At 70.0% G+C, this 21,218-nt stretch carries 24 protein-coding genes; 14 read left to right on the forward strand and 10 right to left on the reverse strand.

The features are described from left to right. Positions 1–5: 5 nt before the first annotated feature. Positions 6–293, reverse strand: a complete 288-nt coding sequence (locus ABZX10_RS13430; RefSeq protein WP_355540315.1) for a LuxR C-terminal-related transcriptional regulator — start codon at positions 291–293, stop codon at positions 6–8. A 363-nt stretch (positions 294–656) separates the two neighbouring features. On the opposite strand from ABZX10_RS13430, the gene ABZX10_RS13435 reads away from it, so the two are divergent. From ABZX10_RS13435 to ABZX10_RS13445, 3 genes are all read left to right on the forward strand, one after another. Beyond that, positions 657–1,751: a TetR family transcriptional regulator gene (locus ABZX10_RS13435; protein ID WP_355540154.1), complete on the forward strand. Its 1,095-nt coding sequence runs from the start codon at positions 657–659 to the stop codon at positions 1,749–1,751. Positions 1,752–1,827: 76 nt separating this feature from the next. Further along, positions 1,828–2,097 carry a hypothetical protein gene (locus ABZX10_RS13440; RefSeq protein ID WP_355540157.1) on the forward strand — a complete coding sequence of 90 codons (270 nt, stop codon included), beginning with the start codon at positions 1,828–1,830 and terminating at the stop codon, positions 2,095–2,097. Between the two features lie 97 nt (positions 2,098–2,194). After that, positions 2,195–2,986: a CHAP domain-containing protein gene (locus tag ABZX10_RS13445; protein WP_355540160.1), complete on the forward strand. Its 792-nt coding sequence runs from the start codon at positions 2,195–2,197 to the stop codon at positions 2,984–2,986. 14 nt (positions 2,987–3,000) lie between these two features. On the opposite strand, the gene ABZX10_RS13450 is transcribed toward ABZX10_RS13445, so the two are convergent. The 3 genes from ABZX10_RS13450 to ABZX10_RS13460 all read right to left on the reverse strand — a co-directional run bounded on the left by ABZX10_RS13450 (position 3,001) and on the right by ABZX10_RS13460 (position 6,601). Then, positions 3,001–3,525, reverse strand: a complete 525-nt coding sequence (locus ABZX10_RS13450) for a DUF4333 domain-containing protein (RefSeq protein WP_355540163.1) — start codon at positions 3,523–3,525, stop codon at positions 3,001–3,003. A gap of 96 nt (positions 3,526–3,621) precedes the next feature. Beyond that, entirely contained in the window at positions 3,622–4,866 is a 1,245-nt protein-coding gene (locus tag ABZX10_RS13455) for an Nramp family divalent metal transporter (RefSeq protein ID WP_355540165.1), read from the reverse strand. An 85-nt stretch (positions 4,867–4,951) separates the two neighbouring features. Beyond that, positions 4,952–6,601, reverse strand: coding sequence for a hypothetical protein (locus ABZX10_RS13460; RefSeq protein WP_355540168.1), 1,650 nt, complete (start codon positions 6,599–6,601; stop codon positions 4,952–4,954). Between the two features lie 33 nt (positions 6,602–6,634). On the opposite strand from ABZX10_RS13460, the gene ABZX10_RS13465 reads away from it, so the two are divergent. From ABZX10_RS13465 to ABZX10_RS13480, 4 genes are read left to right on the forward strand one after another with little or no spacing between them, the layout of a single operon-like run. Further along, positions 6,635–7,069 (forward strand): type II toxin-antitoxin system VapC family toxin, encoded by a 435-nt coding sequence (locus tag ABZX10_RS13465; RefSeq protein ID WP_355540318.1) that lies wholly within the window; start codon positions 6,635–6,637, stop codon positions 7,067–7,069. Positions 7,070–7,101: 32 nt separating this feature from the next. Further along, a complete protein-coding gene (locus tag ABZX10_RS13470; RefSeq protein WP_355540171.1) occupies positions 7,102–7,359 on the forward strand; it encodes a type II toxin-antitoxin system Phd/YefM family antitoxin in 258 nt (85 codons plus the stop codon). Beyond that, a complete protein-coding gene (locus ABZX10_RS13475; RefSeq protein ID WP_355540174.1) occupies positions 7,353–7,748 on the forward strand; it encodes a type II toxin-antitoxin system VapC family toxin in 396 nt (131 codons plus the stop codon). Before ABZX10_RS13470 ends, ABZX10_RS13475 begins: the two co-directional genes overlap by 7 nt. Before the next feature lie 49 nt (positions 7,749–7,797). Next, positions 7,798–8,601 (forward strand): DUF2470 domain-containing protein, encoded by an 804-nt coding sequence (locus tag ABZX10_RS13480; protein ID WP_355540177.1) that lies wholly within the window; start codon positions 7,798–7,800, stop codon positions 8,599–8,601. A gap of 115 nt (positions 8,602–8,716) precedes the next feature. Here the strand turns inward: ABZX10_RS13480 and ABZX10_RS13485 are convergent, their stop codons facing one another. The 4 genes from ABZX10_RS13485 to ABZX10_RS13500 all read right to left on the reverse strand — a co-directional run bounded on the left by ABZX10_RS13485 (position 8,717) and on the right by ABZX10_RS13500 (position 12,212). Then, positions 8,717–9,076 carry an FKBP-type peptidyl-prolyl cis-trans isomerase gene (locus tag ABZX10_RS13485; protein ID WP_068574637.1) on the reverse strand — a complete coding sequence of 120 codons (360 nt, stop codon included), beginning with the start codon at positions 9,074–9,076 and terminating at the stop codon, positions 8,717–8,719. Positions 9,077–9,127: 51 nt separating this feature from the next. Next, positions 9,128–10,420: a citrate synthase gene (locus ABZX10_RS13490; RefSeq protein WP_355540182.1), complete on the reverse strand. Its 1,293-nt coding sequence runs from the start codon at positions 10,418–10,420 to the stop codon at positions 9,128–9,130. Between the two features lie 87 nt (positions 10,421–10,507). Next, entirely contained in the window at positions 10,508–11,413 is a 906-nt protein-coding gene (locus tag ABZX10_RS13495) for an aldose 1-epimerase family protein (RefSeq protein WP_355540185.1), read from the reverse strand. Positions 11,414–11,549: 136 nt separating this feature from the next. Then, positions 11,550–12,212, reverse strand: coding sequence for a TetR family transcriptional regulator (locus ABZX10_RS13500; protein ID WP_355540188.1), 663 nt, complete (start codon positions 12,210–12,212; stop codon positions 11,550–11,552). Between the two features lie 114 nt (positions 12,213–12,326). On the opposite strand from ABZX10_RS13500, the gene ABZX10_RS13505 reads away from it, so the two are divergent. Then, positions 12,327–13,244, forward strand: coding sequence for an SDR family NAD(P)-dependent oxidoreductase (locus tag ABZX10_RS13505; protein ID WP_355540191.1), 918 nt, complete (start codon positions 12,327–12,329; stop codon positions 13,242–13,244). A gap of 4 nt (positions 13,245–13,248) precedes the next feature. On the opposite strand, the gene ABZX10_RS13510 is transcribed toward ABZX10_RS13505, so the two are convergent. Continuing rightward, entirely contained in the window at positions 13,249–14,475 is a 1,227-nt protein-coding gene (locus tag ABZX10_RS13510) for an MFS transporter (RefSeq protein ID WP_355540194.1), read from the reverse strand. A gap of 109 nt (positions 14,476–14,584) precedes the next feature. Further along, positions 14,585–15,205, reverse strand: a complete 621-nt coding sequence (gene pdxH / locus ABZX10_RS13515; protein WP_355540321.1) for a pyridoxamine 5'-phosphate oxidase — start codon at positions 15,203–15,205, stop codon at positions 14,585–14,587. Positions 15,206–15,238: 33 nt separating this feature from the next. On the opposite strand from pdxH, the gene ABZX10_RS13520 reads away from it, so the two are divergent. The 6 genes from ABZX10_RS13520 to ABZX10_RS13545 all read left to right on the forward strand — a co-directional run bounded on the left by ABZX10_RS13520 (position 15,239) and on the right by ABZX10_RS13545 (position 20,822). Further along, entirely contained in the window at positions 15,239–16,342 is a 1,104-nt protein-coding gene (locus ABZX10_RS13520; RefSeq protein WP_355540197.1) for a citrate synthase 2, read from the forward strand. A 3-nt stretch (positions 16,343–16,345) separates the two neighbouring features. Further along, on the forward strand, positions 16,346–17,470 hold the full coding sequence (gene serC / locus ABZX10_RS13525; protein WP_355540200.1) for a phosphoserine transaminase: 1,125 nt from the start codon (positions 16,346–16,348) through the stop codon (positions 17,468–17,470). A gap of 25 nt (positions 17,471–17,495) precedes the next feature. After that, positions 17,496–18,278, forward strand: a complete 783-nt coding sequence (gene sepH / locus ABZX10_RS13530; RefSeq protein WP_355540203.1) for a septation protein SepH — start codon at positions 17,496–17,498, stop codon at positions 18,276–18,278. A gap of 3 nt (positions 18,279–18,281) precedes the next feature. After that, positions 18,282–19,037, forward strand: coding sequence for a hypothetical protein (locus ABZX10_RS13535; protein WP_355540206.1), 756 nt, complete (start codon positions 18,282–18,284; stop codon positions 19,035–19,037). Between the two features lie 1,133 nt (positions 19,038–20,170). Further along, positions 20,171–20,401: a hypothetical protein gene (locus tag ABZX10_RS13540; RefSeq protein ID WP_355540209.1), complete on the forward strand. Its 231-nt coding sequence runs from the start codon at positions 20,171–20,173 to the stop codon at positions 20,399–20,401. Next, positions 20,394–20,822: a TA system VapC family ribonuclease toxin gene (locus tag ABZX10_RS13545; protein ID WP_355540212.1), complete on the forward strand. Its 429-nt coding sequence runs from the start codon at positions 20,394–20,396 to the stop codon at positions 20,820–20,822. The genes ABZX10_RS13540 and ABZX10_RS13545 overlap by 8 nt, the downstream gene beginning before the upstream one ends. Positions 20,823–21,218 lie beyond the last annotated feature (396 nt).

The raw sequence follows: 21,218 nt of genomic DNA on the forward strand, positions 1-21,218 counted from the left end.
GGGCACTACACCTCGTCGAGCGCGATGTGGCCGTCCTGCAGGGCGCGGACGAGGAGGGCGATCTTCGTGCGCGCCGGCCGGCCGACGGCGACGTACTTCGCACGGATGCGCGCGATGTGGGTGCTCACCGTCGACGGCGAGATGTACAGCACCTCGGCCGCGTCCTCCTTGGTCGTCACTTTCAGCCACGCGACCAGGACGTCGACCTCGCGCCGACTGAGGTAGGGCCGCACGAGGACGTCCTCGGCGGCGGGCACGTCGGACGCACTGATCACCACGGCCGATTCGAGCATTGCCTCCGTCATGCGGGCTCCCTTCTCGCGGCGTGCCTCGGATCACCACGAATACGACTACAACCGTATTACTCGGGTCCGACAGGGAATCAATGGCGGTCGTTTGACAGCACCGCCCCCACTACGACACTATTCACACACGGAGCGAAGTGTGCAATCACTACCATTTCGCAGGTCATCGAGGTGCGGAGAACGCGAATGCGAGAGCGGAAAGCGGCGGATCGACTGATCGACGCCGCTCTCGAGATTCTCATGGAGAACCCCGGTGAAGTTCTCCAACACGGCATTCGCAGCGAGCGCGCCATTGCGAAGGCCCGCACCTCGCAAACGACTTTCTTTCGCAATTATACGAAAGAATCTTTCGTGGATGCGCTCGTCCGGGCGCTCGTCACCGCCCCCGGCGACATCCCTGATGTCGCCGGCGGACCGGACGCCACGGTCCGGGATGCGCGGCGGATCATCCGCGAGTCGGCCGCGGCGGATTTCGCCGCCGACGACGCGGAGACCGTCCGCGGCCTCCTGTCCGTCGTGCTCGGACGGTCGGACGCGGCGATCGCCGGCGAGCTGATCAGCTCGTACGAACGCTCCGACGCCCTGCGGCTGCGGACGTACGACCGGCTCCTCGGCGCGCACGGGGCGACGGTCCGCCGCCCGTTCACGGTCGCGCAGCTCGCGACCGTCCTGACCGCTCTCCGGGAGGGCCTGCTCATCCGGCGCCTCGTCGATCCCGAGGCCGTACCCGATTCCCTCTACGGCGAGACCGCGCTGGCGATCGCGATCGCCGCCCTCGACACCCGGCACCGCCACCAGCACATCGACGAGGCCGGGGCGAGCCTCGCGGTGCCCGACGACGGCACGGCAGCACCGCGCCCGGCGCTGCCCGACGATCCACGGCGGGCCGTCATCGACACGGCCGCCGTCGAATTCACGCGGCACACCTTCTACCTCGCCACGCTCGAGGGCATGGCGGACGCATCGGGCGTCCCCCTCGACATGCTCAAGCGACTCTTCCCGACGAAGGCGCACATCGTGATCGCAGCCCTGCGGCCTCGGTTCACCGCAATCACCCAGAGCCTCGCCGACGACGTCTCGCTGGGCACCGACCACGTGACCGTGATCCGGCGGCACCTGCTGCGCTGCGCCCGCCTGACGGTCGAGGAGCGCCCGTTCATGGACGCGCTCATCGCCAGCATCTCCTACGACACCGCGAGCGAGGCCGAGGGGCTCGTCGCGCTCAAGCAGGAACTGCACTTTCCGTCGCTGATCGAGCCGGTCATCGCCGACGGGCAGCGCCTCGGGATCTTCTCCCCCGCCGAACCCGCACGCGAATTCGCGGCGACCCTGATGAACACGTTGTTCGTGCGCTGCTTCAGCCGGCGCACGCTCACGCCCGAGGAGAACGCGGACTTCGTCGCCGATCTGATCCTCGACGGTCTGCGCGGCCGCGACGACGGGTGATCGGACGCACGTGCGTCGGGTGTCGTCTGATCGGGTGATTGCGGACGCCGCAGCACGTGCCGGAGAATTCGTTCCCATGACACCGTCCGACCCGGTCGCGGACCGCGCCCGGGTGGCTGCGGCGTACCGCCGGATCCATCAGCGCGGCAAGGAGTCCTTCGACTGCGCGCGTTTTCGTGACCTGTACCGGCATTTCTTCTCCACCGAGCTCACCGAGGACGACCTCGACCATCAGCTGCTCGGCTACGCGTGCGCCGACGCGACGACACTGATCGACTACGTCCGCCACCTGGAGTACCACCGGCTGCGCCACGAACGTCGACACCGCTCGAAGACCCGGTTCTGACCGCGACCGACTCCGCATTCCTTCGTTCGGAGGATACCGCCGGTCTCACCGATCCTGCACGCTTGACGCGTTCCGTCTCCAACAAGTAAGGCGCACTATGCATCTCGCTCTCCGCGGCCTAGCAACCCTGGCTGTCGCCGCCACCGTTTCCACCCTCGCCGTCGGCGTCGCCGAAGCCGCACCCACCGGTCGTGTCGTGGCCGCGACCCAGAAGATGACCGGCCCGTCTCTCAAGACCACGCAGGTCGGCACGTATCCGGCGGGCGCCCGCGTCACGCTCCAGTGCTACGAGCGCGGCCAGTCGGTCAAGGGCGCGCTGAGCAAGTACCACGGCAACGGCGGCTGGGACGACCTCTGGTACAAGACATCCGACGGCGTGTACGTCGCCGACATCGACATCGAGACCGGCAGCAACAACCCCGTCACGGGCAAGTGCGGCGATGCACCCGCCGCCCAGCCGGCACCGGTGCAGGGCGCCGCTCCCGCCGGGCTCGCCGCGATCGCCGGCCGCACCAAGGGCCGCTCCACGGGACAGGTCAATGTCATCGCGGCGGCCGGCTACACGGGCGAATGCACCTACGGGGCACAGGAGATGATCCACCGGAACGCGGGCTACTACATCCCCGCCTTGAACGGCCCCGCGCGAACGTGGGCCGGACAAGCACGAGCGGATGGATGGACCGTGACGTCGAGTCCGCAAGCCCGCTCGGTCGTCGTCTTCGCACCCGGCGTCAACCAAGCCGACGGCACCAACGGTCACGTGGCATGGGTCAACCGGGTCGAGGGCAACACGATCTACGTGAGCCAGTGGAACTACGCGGGCAAGCGGTACGAAACCCAGGGCACCTACCGGCACATGGCCGGTATGCAATACATCCTGATTCCGTAGCCGACGCCACCCGGTCACCCCGCGACGGTGACGCCCCACTGCACGCGAGTGGGGTCCACCGTCGCCACGCGGACCGTCACCGGGTGCCGGGCACCGTCGGAGGTCAGTGCGCAGGTCTGCGTGGCCCCGACGACCCCGGACAGCGCCCCGTCGCAGGTCAAGGCCTCGACGGGGCGCTCCCGCGCGAGGACCTCGCGGGTGCGCCGCTCCAGCTCGGACACGGCGACTCGCCGACCGGACCGCGGCGCACCGTCGACCGTGGAGTCCCAATCGACCCGCTCGCCGTCGACCCGGGTCACGGTGAGCGCCACGGCGAAGTCCTCACCTCCGCGGGTCAAGGTGCAGGTCTGCACGGCCCCCACCGCGGCCTTGAGCCCACCGTCACAGCGCAGACTGTCCGACGGTGCCGCCGCCAGTTGCGCGAGGGTGCCCGACTCGACCTGCTCGCGGGCGACCTCGGCAGGCGCGAACAGCGACCAGCAGGCGAGCACGGCGACGCCGGCCCCACCGCCCGCCACCGCTAGTGCACGCGCCGCCATGTCGACACTTACCTCCGCGAACCATATCCGCTTGATTCATGACTCAATTATCATTATTAAATCACGGAGATTATGCGACCTCAAGGCCACCGCGGATCAGCCCGTGACGGTCAGATAGATCAACGCGGCGTTGAGCACGACGATGAGCACGCCCGCGCCCGCGGACGCCCAGCGCAACGGCGCACCGTCGGCGAACTCCCCCATCAGCGACCGGTCGGAGGTGTAGCGCCGCAACGGGAGCAGCGCGAACGGGATGCCGAAGCTCAGCACCACCTGTGAGATGATCAGCGCCTCGGTGGGTGGAACCCCGAGGGCCAGCACGCCGATCGCGGGGATCATCGTGACCAGCCGCCGGACCACCAGCGGGATCCGCTTGCGCAGCAGGCCCGCCATGATCGTGCCGCCGGCGTAGCTGCCGACCGACGTCGATGCGAGCCCCGAGGCCAGCAGGCCCACCGCGAACAGGCCGGCGACGACCGGGCCGAGCGCGTCGCGCACCGCCGCGTGCGCGCCCTCGATGGAATCGGTGCCGTCCCGCCCGTACAGGCTCGACGCCGCGAGCACGAGCAGCGCGATGTTCACCGCGCCCGCGATCACGAGGGCGAGTACGACGTCGATCCGCGTCACCTTCAACAGGCGCCGCGCCCGCTCGACCCGCGCCTGCGCGGAAGGCGTGCCGTGCCGGTCCACGACCAGCGCGGAGTGCAGGTAGATCGCGTGCGGCATGACGGTCGCGCCCAGCATCGACGCGGCGAGCAGCACCGTCTCCGTGCCCTGCAGCCGCGGGACCAGCCCGCCGAGGACGGCGGCACCGTCGGGCGGCGCGACCACCAGGCCCGCGAGGAAGCCCACCACGATGATCGCGAGCAAGCCCATGATCACCAGCTCGAAACGGTACTGCCGGCGGCCGTCCGCGAGAACGAGGAGCGCCGTCGAGATCACCCCGACGATGAGCCCGCCCCACACCAGCGGCACCCCGAACAGCAGGTTCAGCGCCAGCGCGCCGCCGATCACCTCGGCGATGTCGGTGGCGGCCGCCACCAGCTCGGCCTGTCCCCAGAACGCGAGCCGCGCCCGCCGCGGCAGCCGGTCGCCGAGGACCTGCGGCAGCGAGCGGCCGGTCACGACGCCGAGCTTCGCCGACTGGTACTGGATCATCACCGCCATCACGTTGGCCAGCACCAGCACCCAGACCAGCAGGTAGCCGTACTTGGCGCCGGCGGTGACATTCGCGGCCACGTTGCCCGGGTCCACGTAAGCGATCGCGGCCACGAACGCCGGGCCGAGCAACATCACGCCGCGCAGCGTCGTCGGCCTCCGGGATTCGGTCTTGGTCAGCACATGTCAAGGCTAAGCGAAGCTATGGTTTCGGACAACCGAAACTTAGTCCTCGATGGGCGCGCCGACGCCGGCGACGAGGTACCCGTTACGTCGCGGGGGCCGCCGTCGTGGTCACGACCGGCGCCTGCACCGTGGTCCGCGGCGCGGTCCGGGTCGGAATCTCCCGGGTGGGCACGGGGACCGGCACGGTCGTCGTCGGGATCGGCGCGACGGTCCGCGTCGGGACCGGCACCGTCGTCGTCGGGACCGGAGCAACGGTCCGCGTCGGGACGGGCGCGACGGTCGTCGGGACGGGCACCGTCGTCGTCGGAACCGGAGCGACGGTCGTCGGCACCGGCGCCACCGTGGTCGGCACCGGGGCGACCGTCGTGACCGGCGGCGCAACCGTCGTCGTCGGCGCCGGGACGGGCACCGTCGAGCTGGGCACGTCCGGTGCGGCACTGGTCGTGGGGGCCGTCGTCCCGACCGCCGGGGTGCTCGGGTCACCGGCCCGCGCCCCCGACGGTGCCGCCGCCGACGTCTGGCCCGGCGCGGTCGTGGTTCCGGCACCGGGGAGCGTGGTGGCTCCGGTGGCGGTCGCGGTGCTCGTGCCGGTAGTCCCGCGGCCGGCCGTGCCCACCGCGGCGGTGGTCGTGGTCGCCGTCGTCGTCGGCGTCGAGGCCGTGCTCGCCACCGACACCTTCACACTGGTGCCGACGGCCTCCTGGACCTCGGCGCGGCTGCCCGCCTGGATCACGGCACCGTCGAGCGCCGCGGGGACCGGGGCGAGCACCGTCGGGTTGACGTTGACGTTGCCGGGGGTCGAGTCGCCGGGCACGGCGAGGATCGGTTCGACCTTCGCGGACGTCGGTAGCGGCATGAGCACCACCCCGGGGGCGACGGGCGCGCTGACCACCGTGGTCGTCGTGGTCGTGGTCGTGGTCGTCGTGTACACCGGAGCGACGAGTACGCCCTGCCCTCGCACGTCGACGACGCGGCCGGGCGTGACGGCCCAGACCGGGTAGAACGGATCGGTGTACCGCGGGTTGACCCTGCGATAGGGATTGGTGCCGAGGTTGATCGTGATCGACACGGAGATGATCGGCTGCGGTTTGGGCTGCGCCCAGCCGCGCGGGTAGATCCACATCACGGGGACGTCCGCGCGGAAGCCCGGATCGAACCACGGCTTCGGGTAACCCGGCCGGTCCCAGGGCCGCGGCTGGCCCGGCACCCACGGGCGCACGCCGAGTTGGCGGCCGTAGACGCTCCAGCAGACCTGCGTCTGGTGCTCCGGGCCCGCGACCCACGAGCCCCAGCGGCCCGTGTCGCAGATGGCGCGGTAGGCGTCGATCTGATGCGGGGTGTACTGCCACGGCCGCGTGTTCGCGGGCCGGGCGAGCGGCTCCGGCACCGCGGGCTGTGCCGCGGGGCGGATGTCCGCGGGGAGCGCGTCCGAGGGCACGGGCGGGTAGTAGACCGTGGCGTTGTCACTGGTCGAGGTGATCGTGCCCTGCGGCAGGCCCGAGTTCACGACGGCCTGCGCGGCCACCGGGTCGCCCACCATCATCACGCTCTTGGGTGGCACGGCCACGCCGTCCGTCTGGAAGGCGCCCGGGTTCGCCGTGTACCGGTCGCCCGTGACCGGGCTGAACGCGACCGGCGAGTCCTGCGTGGCCGAATCCTTGCCGCACGCCGCGAGCAGGCCCGCCATCGATAGCACCGCGGCCGCCGCTGCTCCGACCTTCAACCCGTTCATCGCGCCCTCCGCACCAGCTCCCGGCCGCGAGGAATCCCGCGACGCCCCACCCATTCTTGTACGTCAGACCAGCCCGCGCCATCCTCCGAACGATGGAATCCGCAACCGACAGTCGAGCGATGGTTGAGCGGCGTCAACGAACAGCCTGTGATCACGCCGATCACGCGTGCTGAGATTCTGTCCGGCATCGCGCTCCTTCCACGGGGTGAACGCCGCGCCGCGCTCCACGACGCCGCCGATGAGGCGTTCGCTTCGTTCGCACCGGCCATCCCGTTCGATCACAACAGTGCCGAGGAGTACGCAGCCGTTCTCGAAATCCGCAAGGCAGCAGGCCGCCCGATCAGTATTCAGGACGCGATGATCGCAGCGATCGCCCGGCAGAGCGGGGCCGGGCTGGCCACCCGGAACGTCAAGGACTTCGAGGGCCTCGGCCTGCGCCTGGTCGACCCCTGGTCGAGCATGATCTAGACAAAGGTAGATGAATGCGTAGCCTGGACGCCATGAAGACGATCACCGTCGCCGAGCTCCGCCAGAACCCCACCGCCGCGCTCGCGGACGTGGAGAACGGGGAGACCTACGAGGTCACCCGGCACCGTCGGGTCGTGGCGCGGCTCGTCCCGCCCGAGCCGGCCATCGACCTCATCCCGCCCCGGAAAACGGGCGGCGCGAAGCTGTCCGACCGTCCGGCACCGATGAATCGGCGCACTACCGCCGAGGTCGATGAACTCCTTCGCGAAATGCGCGAGGACCGATGGTGACGACGTACTACCTCGACACCTCCGTCGCAGTCCACGGACTCCTGTTCAACGTCGGGGCCGAGGCCTGGTTGGACGCCACCGCAGGGGACGGTGAACACACCCTCGCTTCCTCGCGCATTCTCCAGACGGAGCTGACCCGCGTACTCCGCCGAGACGGCGAACCCGTGTCGAGGAGGCACGAGATCCTCGATCTCGTGTCCCTGGCGCCTGCGACCGAAGCGATCCTCACGTCGGCTGAGTCGATCACCCAACACCTCCGCACGCTCGACGCGATCCACCTCGCCACAGCGCTCGCGCTGGGCTCGAGGACTGTCATGGTCACCCACGACGCGAGACTCGCCGAGGTCGCGGAGGCGCACGGGCTCACCGTCGAGGACCCGGTGACGTGACCTTCCGCTGCCGGCCCGCGCGGCGCATCTCTCACCTACCCTCGGACGCATGACCGCACGAGACCACGGCGACCCCGGCGACGCCCCCACGATCGCCCCGCCGTTGACCGATATCGCCCGCCCCGCGCGCCCCTCCGCGGCGGAGGAGGCGCGCACCGTCGCGGCGGGCACGTTCAGCGCGACGCTCGCGTCCCTCTCCCCCGACGGTGCGCCCTGGGCCTCCCTGGTGACCTACGGCCTGCTCGGCGGCGACCCGGTGCTGTGCGTCTCCCACATGGCCGAACACGGCCGCAACCTGCGGCGCGACCCCCGCGCGAGCCTGTCGATCGTGGCCCCCGGGGCGCCCGACGACCCGCTCGCGAACACCCGGATCACCCTGGCCGGGCGGGTGCGCGAGCCCGCGGGCGACGAGGCCGCGGCGGCGCGGCAGGCGCACCTCGACGCGGTCCCGGCCGCCCGTCATTACATCGACTACAGCGATTTCACGCTGTGGGTGCTCGGGGTCGAGCGGGTGCGGTGGGTCGGCGGCTACGGCCGCATGGACTCGGCGAGCGGCGCCGACTACGCGGCGTCCGCGCCCGACCCGGTGAGCCCGGTGTCCGACGGGGCGGTGCACCACCTCAACGACGACCATGCGGACTCGCTGCTGGCGATGGCGCGGCGCTTCGGCGGCTACCCGGACGCCACCGCGGCCCGCTGTGAGCGCGCCGACCGCTACGGCCTCGACCTGCGGGTCGACACGCCCCGCGGGTGGGCCGTCACGCGCGTCGGCTACCTCGAGCCGCTCGACGATGCCGCCGGGCTCCGCGGCGCGACGGTGCGGCTCGCCCGCCTCGCGGCGGAAGCGGACTGACGCGAAGGGCCCCGTACCGTCGAACGACGGGTACGGGGCCCTAGCTGCGCACAGGTTACTTGACGCCCAGCGGATCATCACGAAGCACGAGGCCCCGTGCCCGGCGGGCGCCGGGTTACTTGACGCCGAGCAGATCGATGACGAACACGAGCGTCTTGCCCGACAGCCGGTGCCCGCCGCCGGCGGGGCCGTAGGCGAGGGCGGGCGGGCAGATCAGCTGGCGACGGCCGCCGACCTTCATCCCCGGGATGCCCTCCTGCCAGCCCGCGATGAGGCTGCGCAGCGGGAAGTTGATCGACTCGCCGCGGCTCCACGAGGAGTCGAACTCCTCGCCGCTCTCGAACTCGACGCCGAGGTAGTGCACGTCGACGACGCTGCCGGGCTGGGCCTCGGCGCCGTCGCCCACGACGATGTCCTTGATGACGAGCTCGGTGGGCGCGGGGCCCTCGATGAACTCGATCTCCGGCTTGGTCATTGACGCTCCTTTGATCAGGCGGTGCAGGTTGTCGCGACGGATCGGCGGCATTTATGCACCGGGGTAGTCACGGGCGGTGTGGCCCGTGTAGATCTGCTGAGGACGGCCGATCTTGGTGGTCGGGTCCTCGTGCATCTCCCGCCAGTGGGCGATCCAGCCGGGAAGCCGGCCGAGCGCGAACAGCACCGTGAACATGCGCGTCGGGAAGCCCATCGCGCGGTAGATCAGACCGGTGTAGAAGTCCACGTTCGGGTACAGCTTGCGCTCGATGAAGTAGTCGTCGTGCAGCGCGACGTCCTCCAGGCCCTTGGCGATGTCGAGCAGCTCGTCGGACACGCCGAGCAGCTCGAAGATGCGGTCCGCGGTCTGCTTCACGATCGCCGCACGCGGGTCGTAGTTCTTGTAGACGCGATGCCCGAAGCCCATGAGCTTCACGCCGTCTTCCTTGTTCTTGACCTTGTTCATGAAGCCCGTGGTGTCGCCACCGGAGGCCTTGATGTCGTCGAGCATCTCGAGGACGGCCTGGTTGGCGCCGCCGTGCAGCGGGCCCCACAGGGCGTTGATGCCGCCCGAGATCGACGTGAACAGGTTCGCGTTCGAGGAGCCGACCAGGCGCACCGTCGACGTCGAACAGTTCTGCTCGTGGTCGGCGTGCAGGATGAGCAGCATGTCGAGGGCCTTGACCAGCTCGGGGTCGACCTCGTACGGCTCGGCCGGGAACCCGAAGGTCATGCGCATGAAGTTCTCGACCAGGCTCAGCGAGTTGTCCGGGTAGAGGAAGGGCTGGCCGACCGACTTCTTGTACGCGTAGGCGCAGATGGTCGGGAACTTCGCGAGCAGGCGGACGGTCGCGAGCTCGACCTGCGCCGGATCGTTGTGGTTGAGCGAGTCGGGGTAGTACGCACTCAGCGCGTTCACGGCCGACGAGACCACCGGCATCGGGTGGGCGTTGCGCGGGAAGCCGTTGAAGAAGAGCTTCAGGTCCTCGTGCAGCAGCGTGTGCCGCTGGATCTTGGCCGTGAACTCCGCCAGCTGCTCCGGGCTCGGCAGCTCACCGTGGATCAGCAGGTAGCTGACCTCGATGAAGGTCGACTTCTCCGCGAGCTGCTCGATGGGGTACCCGCGGTAGCGGAGGATCCCCGCGTTGCCGTCGATGTAGGTGATGGCCGACTTGCAGGACGACGTGTTGACGAAGCCGTTGTCGAAGGTGCTCAGGCCGGTCTGCCCGAGGAACTTCCCGAGCGCGATGCCGTCTGCACCCTCGGTCGCCTTGATGATCGGCAGCTCGATCTGGCCGCCGGGGTAGGCGACCGTAGCGTTCGCGGTGTTGTCATCGGTGGACAATGTTCGTATCCCCTCGCTGTAGTCGGCGGATAAAAGCTACCTGGCTAGAACCTAGCGGTATCGCGGTTCTCTGCGAAAACGAGGGTGTCACCTGATCCCCCATTCAGTGCTCCACGATCGCCCGGGGGCGATGCGGATCACGTCGGTCCCGGTGTGCAGCGCGTTGCCCGGGGCCGACATCGGCTCGACCGCCAGGGCCCGGCCCGGGCCGCCGTCGGCGCCCCGTCCGGGGAAGCCCTTTCCGTCGTCCGGGTCCGCGATGAACACCTGGGCCCAGGGCAACGACGGTGCCGTCCACAGCTCGGTCTCCGCCTCCGGTCCGCGCAGGACGTACCGGCCGGACGCGCCGGTGAACGGGGTGTCGATGTGGACGCCGGCCAGGGACCTCGGCGCGCGGTAGTCGTACGCCGAGCCCTCGACGGTGCGCGGCGGACCGTCGGGCAGCAGGCGCGGGCCGAGGGGCTGCCACTGCGTGGCCCCGAGCTCGAGCGTGCAGTCGTCGACGGGGCTCTCGCCCACCCGGAGGTAGGTGTGGAAACCGACGGCGAAGGGCAGGTCGACGGTGCCGGCGTTGCGGGCCTCGAAGGCGCAGGTCAGGCCGTCGGCGGCGACGCTGTAGCGGATCCGCAGGTGCAGGTCGAAGGGCCAGCCGCGGTGCCGGCCCACGTCCAGCACGAGGGTGACGGCGTCGGCGGCGGTCTCGATGTCGTCCCAGTCGACGCGGCGGACGAGGCCGTGGTCGGCGGTGCCGGTGACCTCGTTGGTGACCTCGAGGCGGTAGAGCTCGTCGTCCCAGGAGTAGATGCCGTCCTCGGTGCGGCCGGGCCACGGCGCGAGCACGAGGCCCGCGGACAGCGGCGGCTTCTCGCCGAGCGGCCATTCCTCGGTGAGCGCGATGCCCTCGCGGCGCAGGCCGCGCAGGCCGGCCCCCGTGCGCGCGATCTGGGCGACGTAACCGCCGGCCGCGATGGTGAACCCCGGTTGCACCGTCATGGCCGTCATCCTACGGGCGGCATCGCCGGGGCGAGCGGCGTCCGCTCGGCGGCGCCGGATGCAACCCTCCGCAACGCCGGGGAGCGGCACCGGCGCGGCGGCGGCTCGACGGCGGGAGCGCGGCGGGAGCGCGGCGTCAGCGCGCGAGCGTCCCCGCGATCACCGTCGCGACGGCGGACTGCAGCGCGGGTACGAGGTCCACGCGGAAGACGGCGAGGGAGGGGTCGACACGGTAGGCCGACTCGCACAGCCGGGACTGCTCGGCCTGTGCATATACGGCGCCCGACAGGGTGAGCATCAGCGAGCCCACCGCGGGAGCGTCGTCACCCAGCTCGGGGATCGCCCGGGCGAGGACACCGGCCAGGGCGTCCAGCCCGGCGAGGGCGGCGCGCTTGAACCGCACGATCGCGTCGGTGGAGACGTTGCGCTCGAGCACGGAGGCCTGCGCGGAGACGAGGTCGAGCAGGTCGGGGTGATCGGCCGCGACGCGGGCGTAGACGGCGGCGAAGGCCTCCGTCCGCTCGGCCACCGGCGCGTCGTCGCGCCCCTCGGCGCTCCAGGCATCGTCGAGCTCGACGATGCAGGCGGTCGCCGAGCGCATGAGCACCTCGAGCAGGACTTCCTCGCGGGACTCGAAGTAGCGCAGCACGTTCGACTTCGCGAGGCCGACGCGCCGGCTGAGCTCGCTCAGCGTGAGGGAGGCCACCGACATCTCACAGAGCATGGCCGCCGCCGCGGCCATGATCGCCTCCCGACGCTCCTGCCGCTGCTCCTCGCTGCGCGCCCGCTGAAAACCCACGTATCCGATTTTACAGACCGACGGTCTATTGACAACAGACCACCGTTCTCTTACCGTGGAGTCATTCAACAGACCGACGGTCTCTTAACCGTCGAGGACCACCGAGGAGTAGGCATGAGCTGGACCGAGAACGACATTCCCACCCAGACCGGACGGGTCGCCGTCGTCACCGGCGCCAACACCGGCCTGGGTTTCGAGACGGCTCGCGCGCTCGCCCAGAAGGGCGCCGAGGTGGTGCTCGCGGTGCGCAATCCGGACAAGGGCGCGGAGGCCGTCCGGCGGATCACCGCGGCCGCCCCGGGGTCGACGGTGCGCCTGCAGCGCCTGGACCTCGGTTCGCTGGAATCGGTGCGCGAGGCCGCCGCGGAACTGCGCGAGAGCACGCCCCGGATCGACCTCCTGATCAACAACGCCGGCGTCATGTACCCGCCGAAGCAGACCACCGCCGATGGCTTCGAGCTGCAGTTCGGCACCAACCATCTGGGCCACTTCGCCTGGACCGCACAGGTTCTCGACCTCCTGCTCGACGTACCGGGTTCGCGCGTGGTGACGGTGGCGTCCCTCGCCCACCGCATCCGCGCGGCGATCCACTTCGACGACCTGCAGTGGGAGCGCTCCTACGAGCGGGTCGCGGCCTACGGGCAGAGCAAGCTCGCGAACCTGCTCTTCCACTACGAGCTGCAGCGCCGCCTCGAGGCGCGCGCATCGGGCGAGCGCGGCACCGTCGCCGTGGCGGCGCACCCGGGCATCGCCGACACCGAGCTGGTCCGCAACCTACCCAAGGCCCTCCAGGTCGCGCAGGTCGCCGCTCCCCTGTTCTCGCACGACGCGCAGCACGGCGCGCTGTCCCAGCTGCGCGCGGCGACCGACCCGAGCGCGCTCGGCGGCCAGTACTACGGCCCGGACGGCCTCGGCGAGCGGCGCGGCGCCCCGAAGGTCGTCGCGTCCAGCGGCCAGTCCTACGACCTGGACCTGCAGCGTCGCCTGTGGGCCGTGTCCGAGGAGCTCACCGGGGTGTCCTTCCCGGTGTAGCCGGTCAGCGGGTGACGCGGTAGCGGACGAAGGCGGGCACGGCCAGCGCCGCGAGCACCGTGAACACGATCACGAGCACGCCGCCGCCCGCGGCGGCCATCGCGGCACCGGCGGTGGCGGCCGCGGCGCCGTGCGCGGCGTCGCCGATGCGCGGCCCACCGGCCACGACCACGGTGAACACGCCCTGCAGGCGGCCGCGGACATCGTCGGTGGCGGCCTCCTGCAGCATCGTGGTGCGGAAGGCGGCGGAGAACATGTCTGCGGCGCCGCCCAGCGCGAGCAGCATCAGCGCCGCCCACAGCCAGCTGACGTGCGCGGCCACGCCGAAGCCGGCCATCGCGGCGCCCCACAGCACGATCATCACGACCACGGCCAGTCCCTGCCGCGAGACTCGCGAGGTCCAGCCGGAGAGCACGCCGCCGAGCACGGCGCCCACGGACATCGCGGCGAACAGCGCCCCGAAGACCCAGCCGCCCGCCAGCGGATCCCCGAAGTTCTCGTGCGCGATCTGGGGGAACAGCGCCCGCGGCATGCCGAAGACCATCGCGATGATGTCGACGACGAAGCTCATGAGCAGCACCTTGTGGCCGGCGAGGTAGCGGAAGCCGTCGATCACCGAGCTCAGCCCCAGCGATTGTCCCCTGTCCTCCGGCTTGATCGACGGCAGCCGCGACACCGCCCACAGGGTCAGCATGAGCGACGCGGCGTCCAGCGTGTACAGCCAGTGCACGCCGATGACCGGGATGAGCGGCGCGCCCAGCATCGGGCCGGCGATGGCGCCGAACTGCATGACGGTCATGTTCAGCGAGTTCGCCGCCGGGAGCTGCTCGGGCGGCACGAGGCGGGCGTAGATCGCGGAGCGGGTCGGCTGGTTGACGCCGAAGAAGGCCTGTTGGAGCGCGAAGGCGCCGAGGATCAGCCACACGTTGTTCGGGAGCACGGCGAGCAGCAGAGCGGTGCCGGCCAGCCCGAGAGTGGTGCCGATGATGACCAGCCGGCGGTCGAGCGCGTCGGCGATCGCGCCGCCCCAGAGCCCGAAGATCACCAGGGGCACCAGGCCGAAGACGCCGGTCAGGCCGACGTACGCCGAAGACCCGGTGATCGCGTAGATCTGGGCGGGGACGGCGACCGCGGTCAGCTGCGCCCCGATGACGGTGACGATCCCCGTCCACCACAGCCGCCGGTAGTCGGGGTTCTGAAGCGGCCGCGTATCGGCCAGGAGTCTCGGCACCCGAAAGATCCTACGACTTCCTGACGACCCACCCGCAATTGAACACCGTTCACGCCCACCGCGACCTGCGGTTTCTCCGTTCGTAACGGTGTTCAATCGCGGGGGGCGGTCAGGGCTGGAGGCGCACCGGGGCGTAGTCGGGGGCGACGAGCCGCACGCGGTTGTGCACCCGGTTCTCCCGGCCCTGCCAGAACTCGACGACCTGCGGCGCGACGCGGTAGCCGCCCCACTCCGGCGGCACCGGCACGTCGACGCCCTCGAACCGGGCCTCGACCTCGGCGAACCGCTCCGCCATCTCGGCCCGCGACGCCACCGGTCGCGACTGGTCCGACGCCCACGCCCCGAGCTGCGAGCCCCGGGGCCGCTCCGCCCAGTAGGCGGCGGTCTCCTCCGGGAGCACCTTGGTGACGGACCCGCGGACGTGCACCTGCCGGTGGATCGCGATCCACGGGAAGGTCACGGCCGCCACGGGATTCGCCTCCAAAGCACGAGCCTTGTCCGACCCGTAGTTGGTGTAGAAGACGACGCCGCGCTCGTCGAGCCCCTTGCACAGGACGGTCCGGGTGGCCGGGAGCCCGGTGGCGTCGACGGTGGCCAGCACCATCGCGTTGGGCTCGGGCGCCTGCGCGGCCACCGCCTCGTCGAACCATGCCCGCCACAGCGGCACCCACCCGGCTGCGAGATCCTCGGGCTGCAGGTCGAAGGAGTCGCCGTCGTACTTCTCGCGCATCGCCGTGAGGTCCACGCCACTAAGGTTAGGCGCATGACTGAGATTCCCGGCGGACTGGAGGGCGTCGTCGCGTTCTCCACGGAGATCGCGGAGCCGGACAAGCAGGGCGGGGTGCTGCGGTACCGGGGCGTCGACGTGGCCGACCTGGTGCGCAACCAGGTCACCTACGCCGAGGTGTGGGGCCTGCTGGTGGACGGGGAGTTCGGCAACCCGCTGCCCGCGGCCGAGCCCTTCCCCCTGCCGATCCACAGCGGCGATGTCCGGGTGGACGCGCAGGCCGGCCTCGCGATCCTCGGACCGTTGTGGGGGTACGAGCCGCTGCTCGACATCGACGACGCGACAGCGCGGGAGAATCTCGCGCGGGCGTCGGTCACCACGCTGAGCTTCGTCGCGCAGTCGGCGCGCGGCCTGGAGCGGCCCGCGGTGCCGCAGCGGATCATCGATCAGTCGCCCACCGTCACGCACCGGTTCATGACCCGGTGGCAGGGCGAGCCCGACCCGGACCACGTGCGCGCCATCGACGCCTACTTCGTCACGGCGGCCGAGCACGGCCTCAACACGTCCACGCTCACCGCGCGGGTCATCGCGTCGACGGGGGCCGACGTCTCGACGGCGCTCTCGGGTGCGGTCGGCGCCCTGTCGGGCCCGCTGCACGGCGGCGCACCGTCGCGCGTGCTCCCGATGCTCGACGAGGTGGAGCGGACCGGGGACCCCCGCCGGTCCGTCACCGATCGGCTGGACCGCGGCGAGCGGATCATGGGCTTCGGGCACCGCGTGTACCGCGCCGAGGACCCTCGGGCCGACGTGCTGCGGACCGTCGCACGCAGCCTGAACGCGCCGCGCTACGAGGCGGCCGCGGCCCTCGAGCGGGAGGCGAACGCGCTGTTCGCCGAGCGCAGGCCCGACCGCGCGATCTCGACCAATGTCGAGTTCTGGGCGGCTGTCGTGCTGGACTACGCGGGTGTGCCGGTGCGGATGATGCCCGCGATGTTCACCTGCGCCCGCACGGCCGGGTGGTGCGCCCACATCCTGGAGCAGAAGCGTGCGGCCAAGCTGATCCGCCCGTCCGCGCAGTACATCGGCCAGGGTCCGCGGCAGCCGGAGGACGTGCCCGGTTGGGACACCATTAGGATTTAGGGCATGACGATCGAGATTCCCGCCGCGCTCAAGCCCGTCGACGGCCGCTTCGGCTGCGGCCCGTCCAAGGTCCGCCCCGAGCAGCTGCAGTCGCTCGTCGATACGGGTGCGTCGGTGTTCGGCACCAGCCACCGTCAGGCTCCCGTGAAGAACGTCGTCGGCCGCGTGCGTGAGGGGCTGAAGGATCTCTTCTCCCTCCCCGAGGGCTACGAGGTGGTGCTCGGCAACGGCGGCACCACCGCCTTCTGGGACGCAGCGGCCTTCGGCCTGATCCGCGAGCGCAGCCAGCACTTCACCTACGGCGAGTTCTCCAACAAGTTCGCGAGCGTCGCCAAGGGCAACCCGTTCATCGGCGATCCGATCGTCGTCTCGAGCGACCCCGGCTCGGCTCCCGAACTGGTCGCGGACGGCACCGTCGACCTCATCGGCTGGGCCCACAACGAGACCTCGACGGGCGTCGCGGTGCCGGTCAGCCGCCTCGCCGGCAGCGAGAACGCGCTCATCGCCATCGACGCCACGTCGGGCGCCGGCGGCCTGCCGGTGAACGTCGCCGACACCGACGTCTACTACTTCGCGCCGCAGAAGTGCTTCGCCGCCGACGGTGGCCTCTGGGTCGCGCTGATGAGCCCGAAGGCGCTGGAGCGCGTCGAGGAGATCAAGGCCTCGGGCCGCTACACGCCCGAGTTCCTGTCGCTGCCCATCGCGGTGGACAACTCGAGCAAGAACCAGACCTACAACACCCCCGCGCTGGCGACGCTGCTGCTGTTCGCGAACCAGATCGAGTGGATCAACTCGGGCGGCGGCCTGGACTGGGCCGTCTCGCGCACCAAGGACTCCAGCGACCGGCTCTACCAGTGGGCCGAGGCCAGCGAGTTCGCCACGCCCTTCGTCGCGGATCCCGCGCTGCGCAGCCAGGTGGTCGGCACCATCGACTTCGACGAGAAGATCGACGCGGCCGCCGTCGCGAAGACGCTGCGCGAGAACGGCATCGTCGACACCGAGCCGTACCGCAAGCTGGGCCGCAACCAGCTGCGCATCGGCATGTTCCCGGCGATCGACCCCGACGACGTGACCGCCCTGACGAAGTGCATCGATTTCGTGGTGGAGCGCGTGTCTACGGGCGCGTAACGATTCGATAACCTACCCTGAATTCATGCAGGAGTTGCGGGTCACGGGAGTGGACGACGACGGGACGTCGGTGGTCTGCGAGGGCCCCGCGGGACGTTTCCGCCTGCCGATCGACGACACCCTGAAGGCGGCTGTGAACGGCGAGATGACGGGCGGGCAGACGGAGCTCGAGCTGGGCGCCGACCTGTCGCCGCGGGAGATCCAGGCCCGCATCCGGGCGGGCGCCACCGTCGAGGAGATCGCCGAGCTGACCGGCGCCCCGAACCACCGGATCAAGCGGTTCGCCGGTCCGGTGCTATTGGAGCGCTCCCGCGCGGCGGAGATGGCGCAGCTGGCCCATCCCGTGCGCGGCGACGGCCCGATGCACGCCACCCTCGCCGACGTGACCCGCACGGCCCTGGCCGAGCGCGGTCACGCCGACACCACCGAGTGGGACGCCTTCAAGGGCGCCGACAACCGGTGGGTCGTCGCGATCAGCTGGAGCGTCGGCAAGTCCCGCAACCAGGCGCACTTCCGGTACGCGCCCGGCGCCCACGGCGGGACCGCGAGCCCCATCGACGACACCGCCCGCGGCCTGCTCGATCCCGATGCGCGGCAAGGACTCCGAAGCATCGATCGATCGGTCGACGAGCCCCTGCGGGCCGTGCCCGGCGCACGCGGTCCGGTCGTCGAGGGCGTGGTCGAGGAGCGCTCCGAGCGTCCGGTCCAGGCCCCCGCGGCCGCGGTGGGCCAGCACGGGCGCCGTCATCCCGAGATGCCGTCCTGGGAGGACGTGCTGCTCGGGGTCCGCGGCGGGAAGAACGGCTAGGTCGTGGGCGCTACAGCTGCGACGCTCTGGTTCATCGACGTGGCCGAGCCGAAGGGCATCCTGGCGATCGCCGGACGGCCCGACGAGGCCGCGTCCCGCGCGATCGCCGAGCAGGTGCTGGGCGGCCCCGTCGCCGGCCGGCCGGAGTCGCTTGCCCGCGCCGCCGACCCACTGCCCGGTCACGTGTACGTGGCCGCCTGGGGCGGGCTGACCGTCGTCACGCACGAGAGCCTCCGCGTGGACCGACCGTCCGCCCTCGACGAGTACTGGTGGAACCTGCTGCCCGCGCATCGCGCGTTCCTGCTGATCACGGACCCGGAACGGGCCGTCGGCGGGTTCGCCCTGCGCGCCGACGGTGCGCCGAAGCGCGCCTTCTCCGCCCATCCCGTGGACATTCTCGAGGACGAGGGTCTGCCCGAGCTGTTCGAAGGGCCGTTCTGGGCCGGCGCGCATCCGCTCACCTACGCCGAGGGCGTGACCCCCGACCCGCGCGCTCTGCCCTTCCACCCGATGGAGTTCGCGGAGCAGGCCAACCGGGAGATCCTCGGCTTCCGCTACACGCATCCCCTCGCCGCCACCGACCTCGACCCCGCGCGAGTCCAGGTCGTCGACTTCGTGCTGGCGTCCGAGATCCCCGCTCCCGCACCGCACCAGGCCCAGGTCTCCGGGCCCGACGGTGCGCCCCCACCTCCCGTCGAGCAGGCCCGGGACGCGGGCCGGGACGACCGGGGCAAGGTCCGCAGCTTCTTCGGCTTCTGACGGAGATCGCTATGAGCCTCCGACCACTGAAGCCCTCAATCTTGCGGATCGAAGAGGTGGCCGATAGCAAGTGGTACGGCCCGTGGCCCGATTCACTGTGCCCATGCGGGTCATACAGAAGGGCGTCCAGCTGTCACCAAGCTACCGACCACTCATGGATGGCCCAACACCCAGGCCCTCTACTTTCGGGACCGCGGACGGGTTATGAGAACCCAGGATGCTACGCACGCAGTAGTCGCGATTGCGATGCAGAGCTGACGCGCGAGCACTTCATCACCGACGACATTCTCGAATCGATATCCAACGACGGAAAAGTAGTGATTGTCGAGGGGGCACAATGACAGGGAGGTGATCAGAAGAGCAAGACAATTGGACGATCATCCCTGTCTCGCAAAATGCTTTGCCGTCGTCATAATAATGCACTGTCTCCGTTAGATGAGATGGCATCACAGCTCTTTACATACCCACTCGACGATCACATCGATATCTTTCCTTACCTCGGACCGGATGATCGAGGTACGTTCCGCCGCACATTTACGCTGGTTAGCGGCTCATTGTTCGAGCTGTGGCTCTTAAAAGTTCTGTGGGGTGCGATCGAATCCACCGCAATGGAAGTCGACGGACGCCCTGCTTATCGGTTCCGTCTAGGAGTGACGAGTGCTCAGCTCGCCGAGATACTCTGGCGCGGCGCGCCGCGGCCACCGACATGGGGGCTATACATCCTACGCAACCAAGACCCGGACCGACCAACAGTTCCGAGATCCGTTCGCCTTCGCCTCGCCAGCGCCTGAAGCGAGATTCTCGGCGGGTTCATCGAAGCTGTCGGATTCGAGTATCTAATCAGTTTCGAGACCCCATCCGTCTCCCGAACCTTCCGGCCGGGAGCGATGACATTCTCAAGGGTTGGGTTCCCCCGGGACTGCTACAAGATGTTCGCGCTCGCCTGGCCTGAAATCGGTCACCCGCTCGTCAATCTGGTGTCACAAGTCGGCCCAAGCGAAAATCTCGCGATACCACACAATGCCCGTGCCGCCAATATGCACAATCAGATCCTGCCAGGGTCGCTCACTGTGCGACCAGTTCCTGGTCAATTGTCGCCGATGCGTGAAGCGTGATGCGCGTACCCTGAGGGCATGAGGACAACTCTCGACATCAGCCCCCGGGTTCTCGCAGCGGCGCGTGCGCGGGTGAACGCGGGCCTGAACAAGAGCATCGGGGAAGCGGTCTCCTACCTGGCCGCACTCGGGATCGACACCACACAGTCGCCCGGGCGCCCCACTGACCGCGGTCTCATCCTGCTGCCCACGGCACCCGGCCACGTCATCACCAACGACATGGTCGAGGATGCGATGCTCGATGAGTGAGTTCGACCTGCCGGACATCAACGTGCTAGTAGCGCTCCTCAGCACGAACCACGCGTATCACGACCTGGCGGGCGACTGGTTCGCGTCCACCGCCCGCTTCGCCACCACGCCGATCACCGAGGCCGGGCTCGTGCGCATGGCGATGAACCCGGCCGTCATGGGGACCGAGGTCACCGCGCCGCAGGCGATCGCGTCACTCGGCTCCCTCCGTGCGGACACCCGCGCCGAATTCATCCCGGACGACTCGTCACTCGCCGAGGCGGCCATCGACCTCGTGGGTCTCGCCGGCCACAAGCAGGTCACCGATCTGCACCTCGTGAACCTCGTAGCTCGGCATTCCGGCGTACTGGTCACCCTGGACAGGAAGATCCGGCCCGTCCTCGCCCCCGAGGATCAACGGCTCGTTCACGTTCTCATCTGAGCCAGTGATCAGTGGTTCGCACCGTGAATCCACGGCTCAGCTCAAGAGGAGACCAGACCCGGTCGCCTGTTCCTCTCAGCCGCGTATTCACAGCCGCCGACTACCGCACTCGCACCCGAATTGCGCCCAGGCGACCGGGCAGAACGGGTGCGGGAAGCCATCCGCACCCGAAACGCGCCAGCGCACCCGGCATGCAGGGTGCGACCGCGCGAAACGGGTGCGGCAGCGCATCCGCACCCGAAATGCCCGCTGCTCCAGGGATCACCCCACCCGGCATACCTGTTGATGCGCGCGGTCTGCGAACCCGGTCGCTGTGATCGACGCAGCGAGATCTCTCACCGACTGGCGAGGCCGGCACTCACGGCGCCTCGAAACCCACGGGTATACGGTTCACGC

Source organism: Tsukamurella sp. NPDC003166 (assembly GCF_040611135.1).
In the GTDB taxonomy this organism is placed as follows: Bacteria; Actinomycetota; Actinomycetes; order Mycobacteriales; family Mycobacteriaceae; genus Tsukamurella.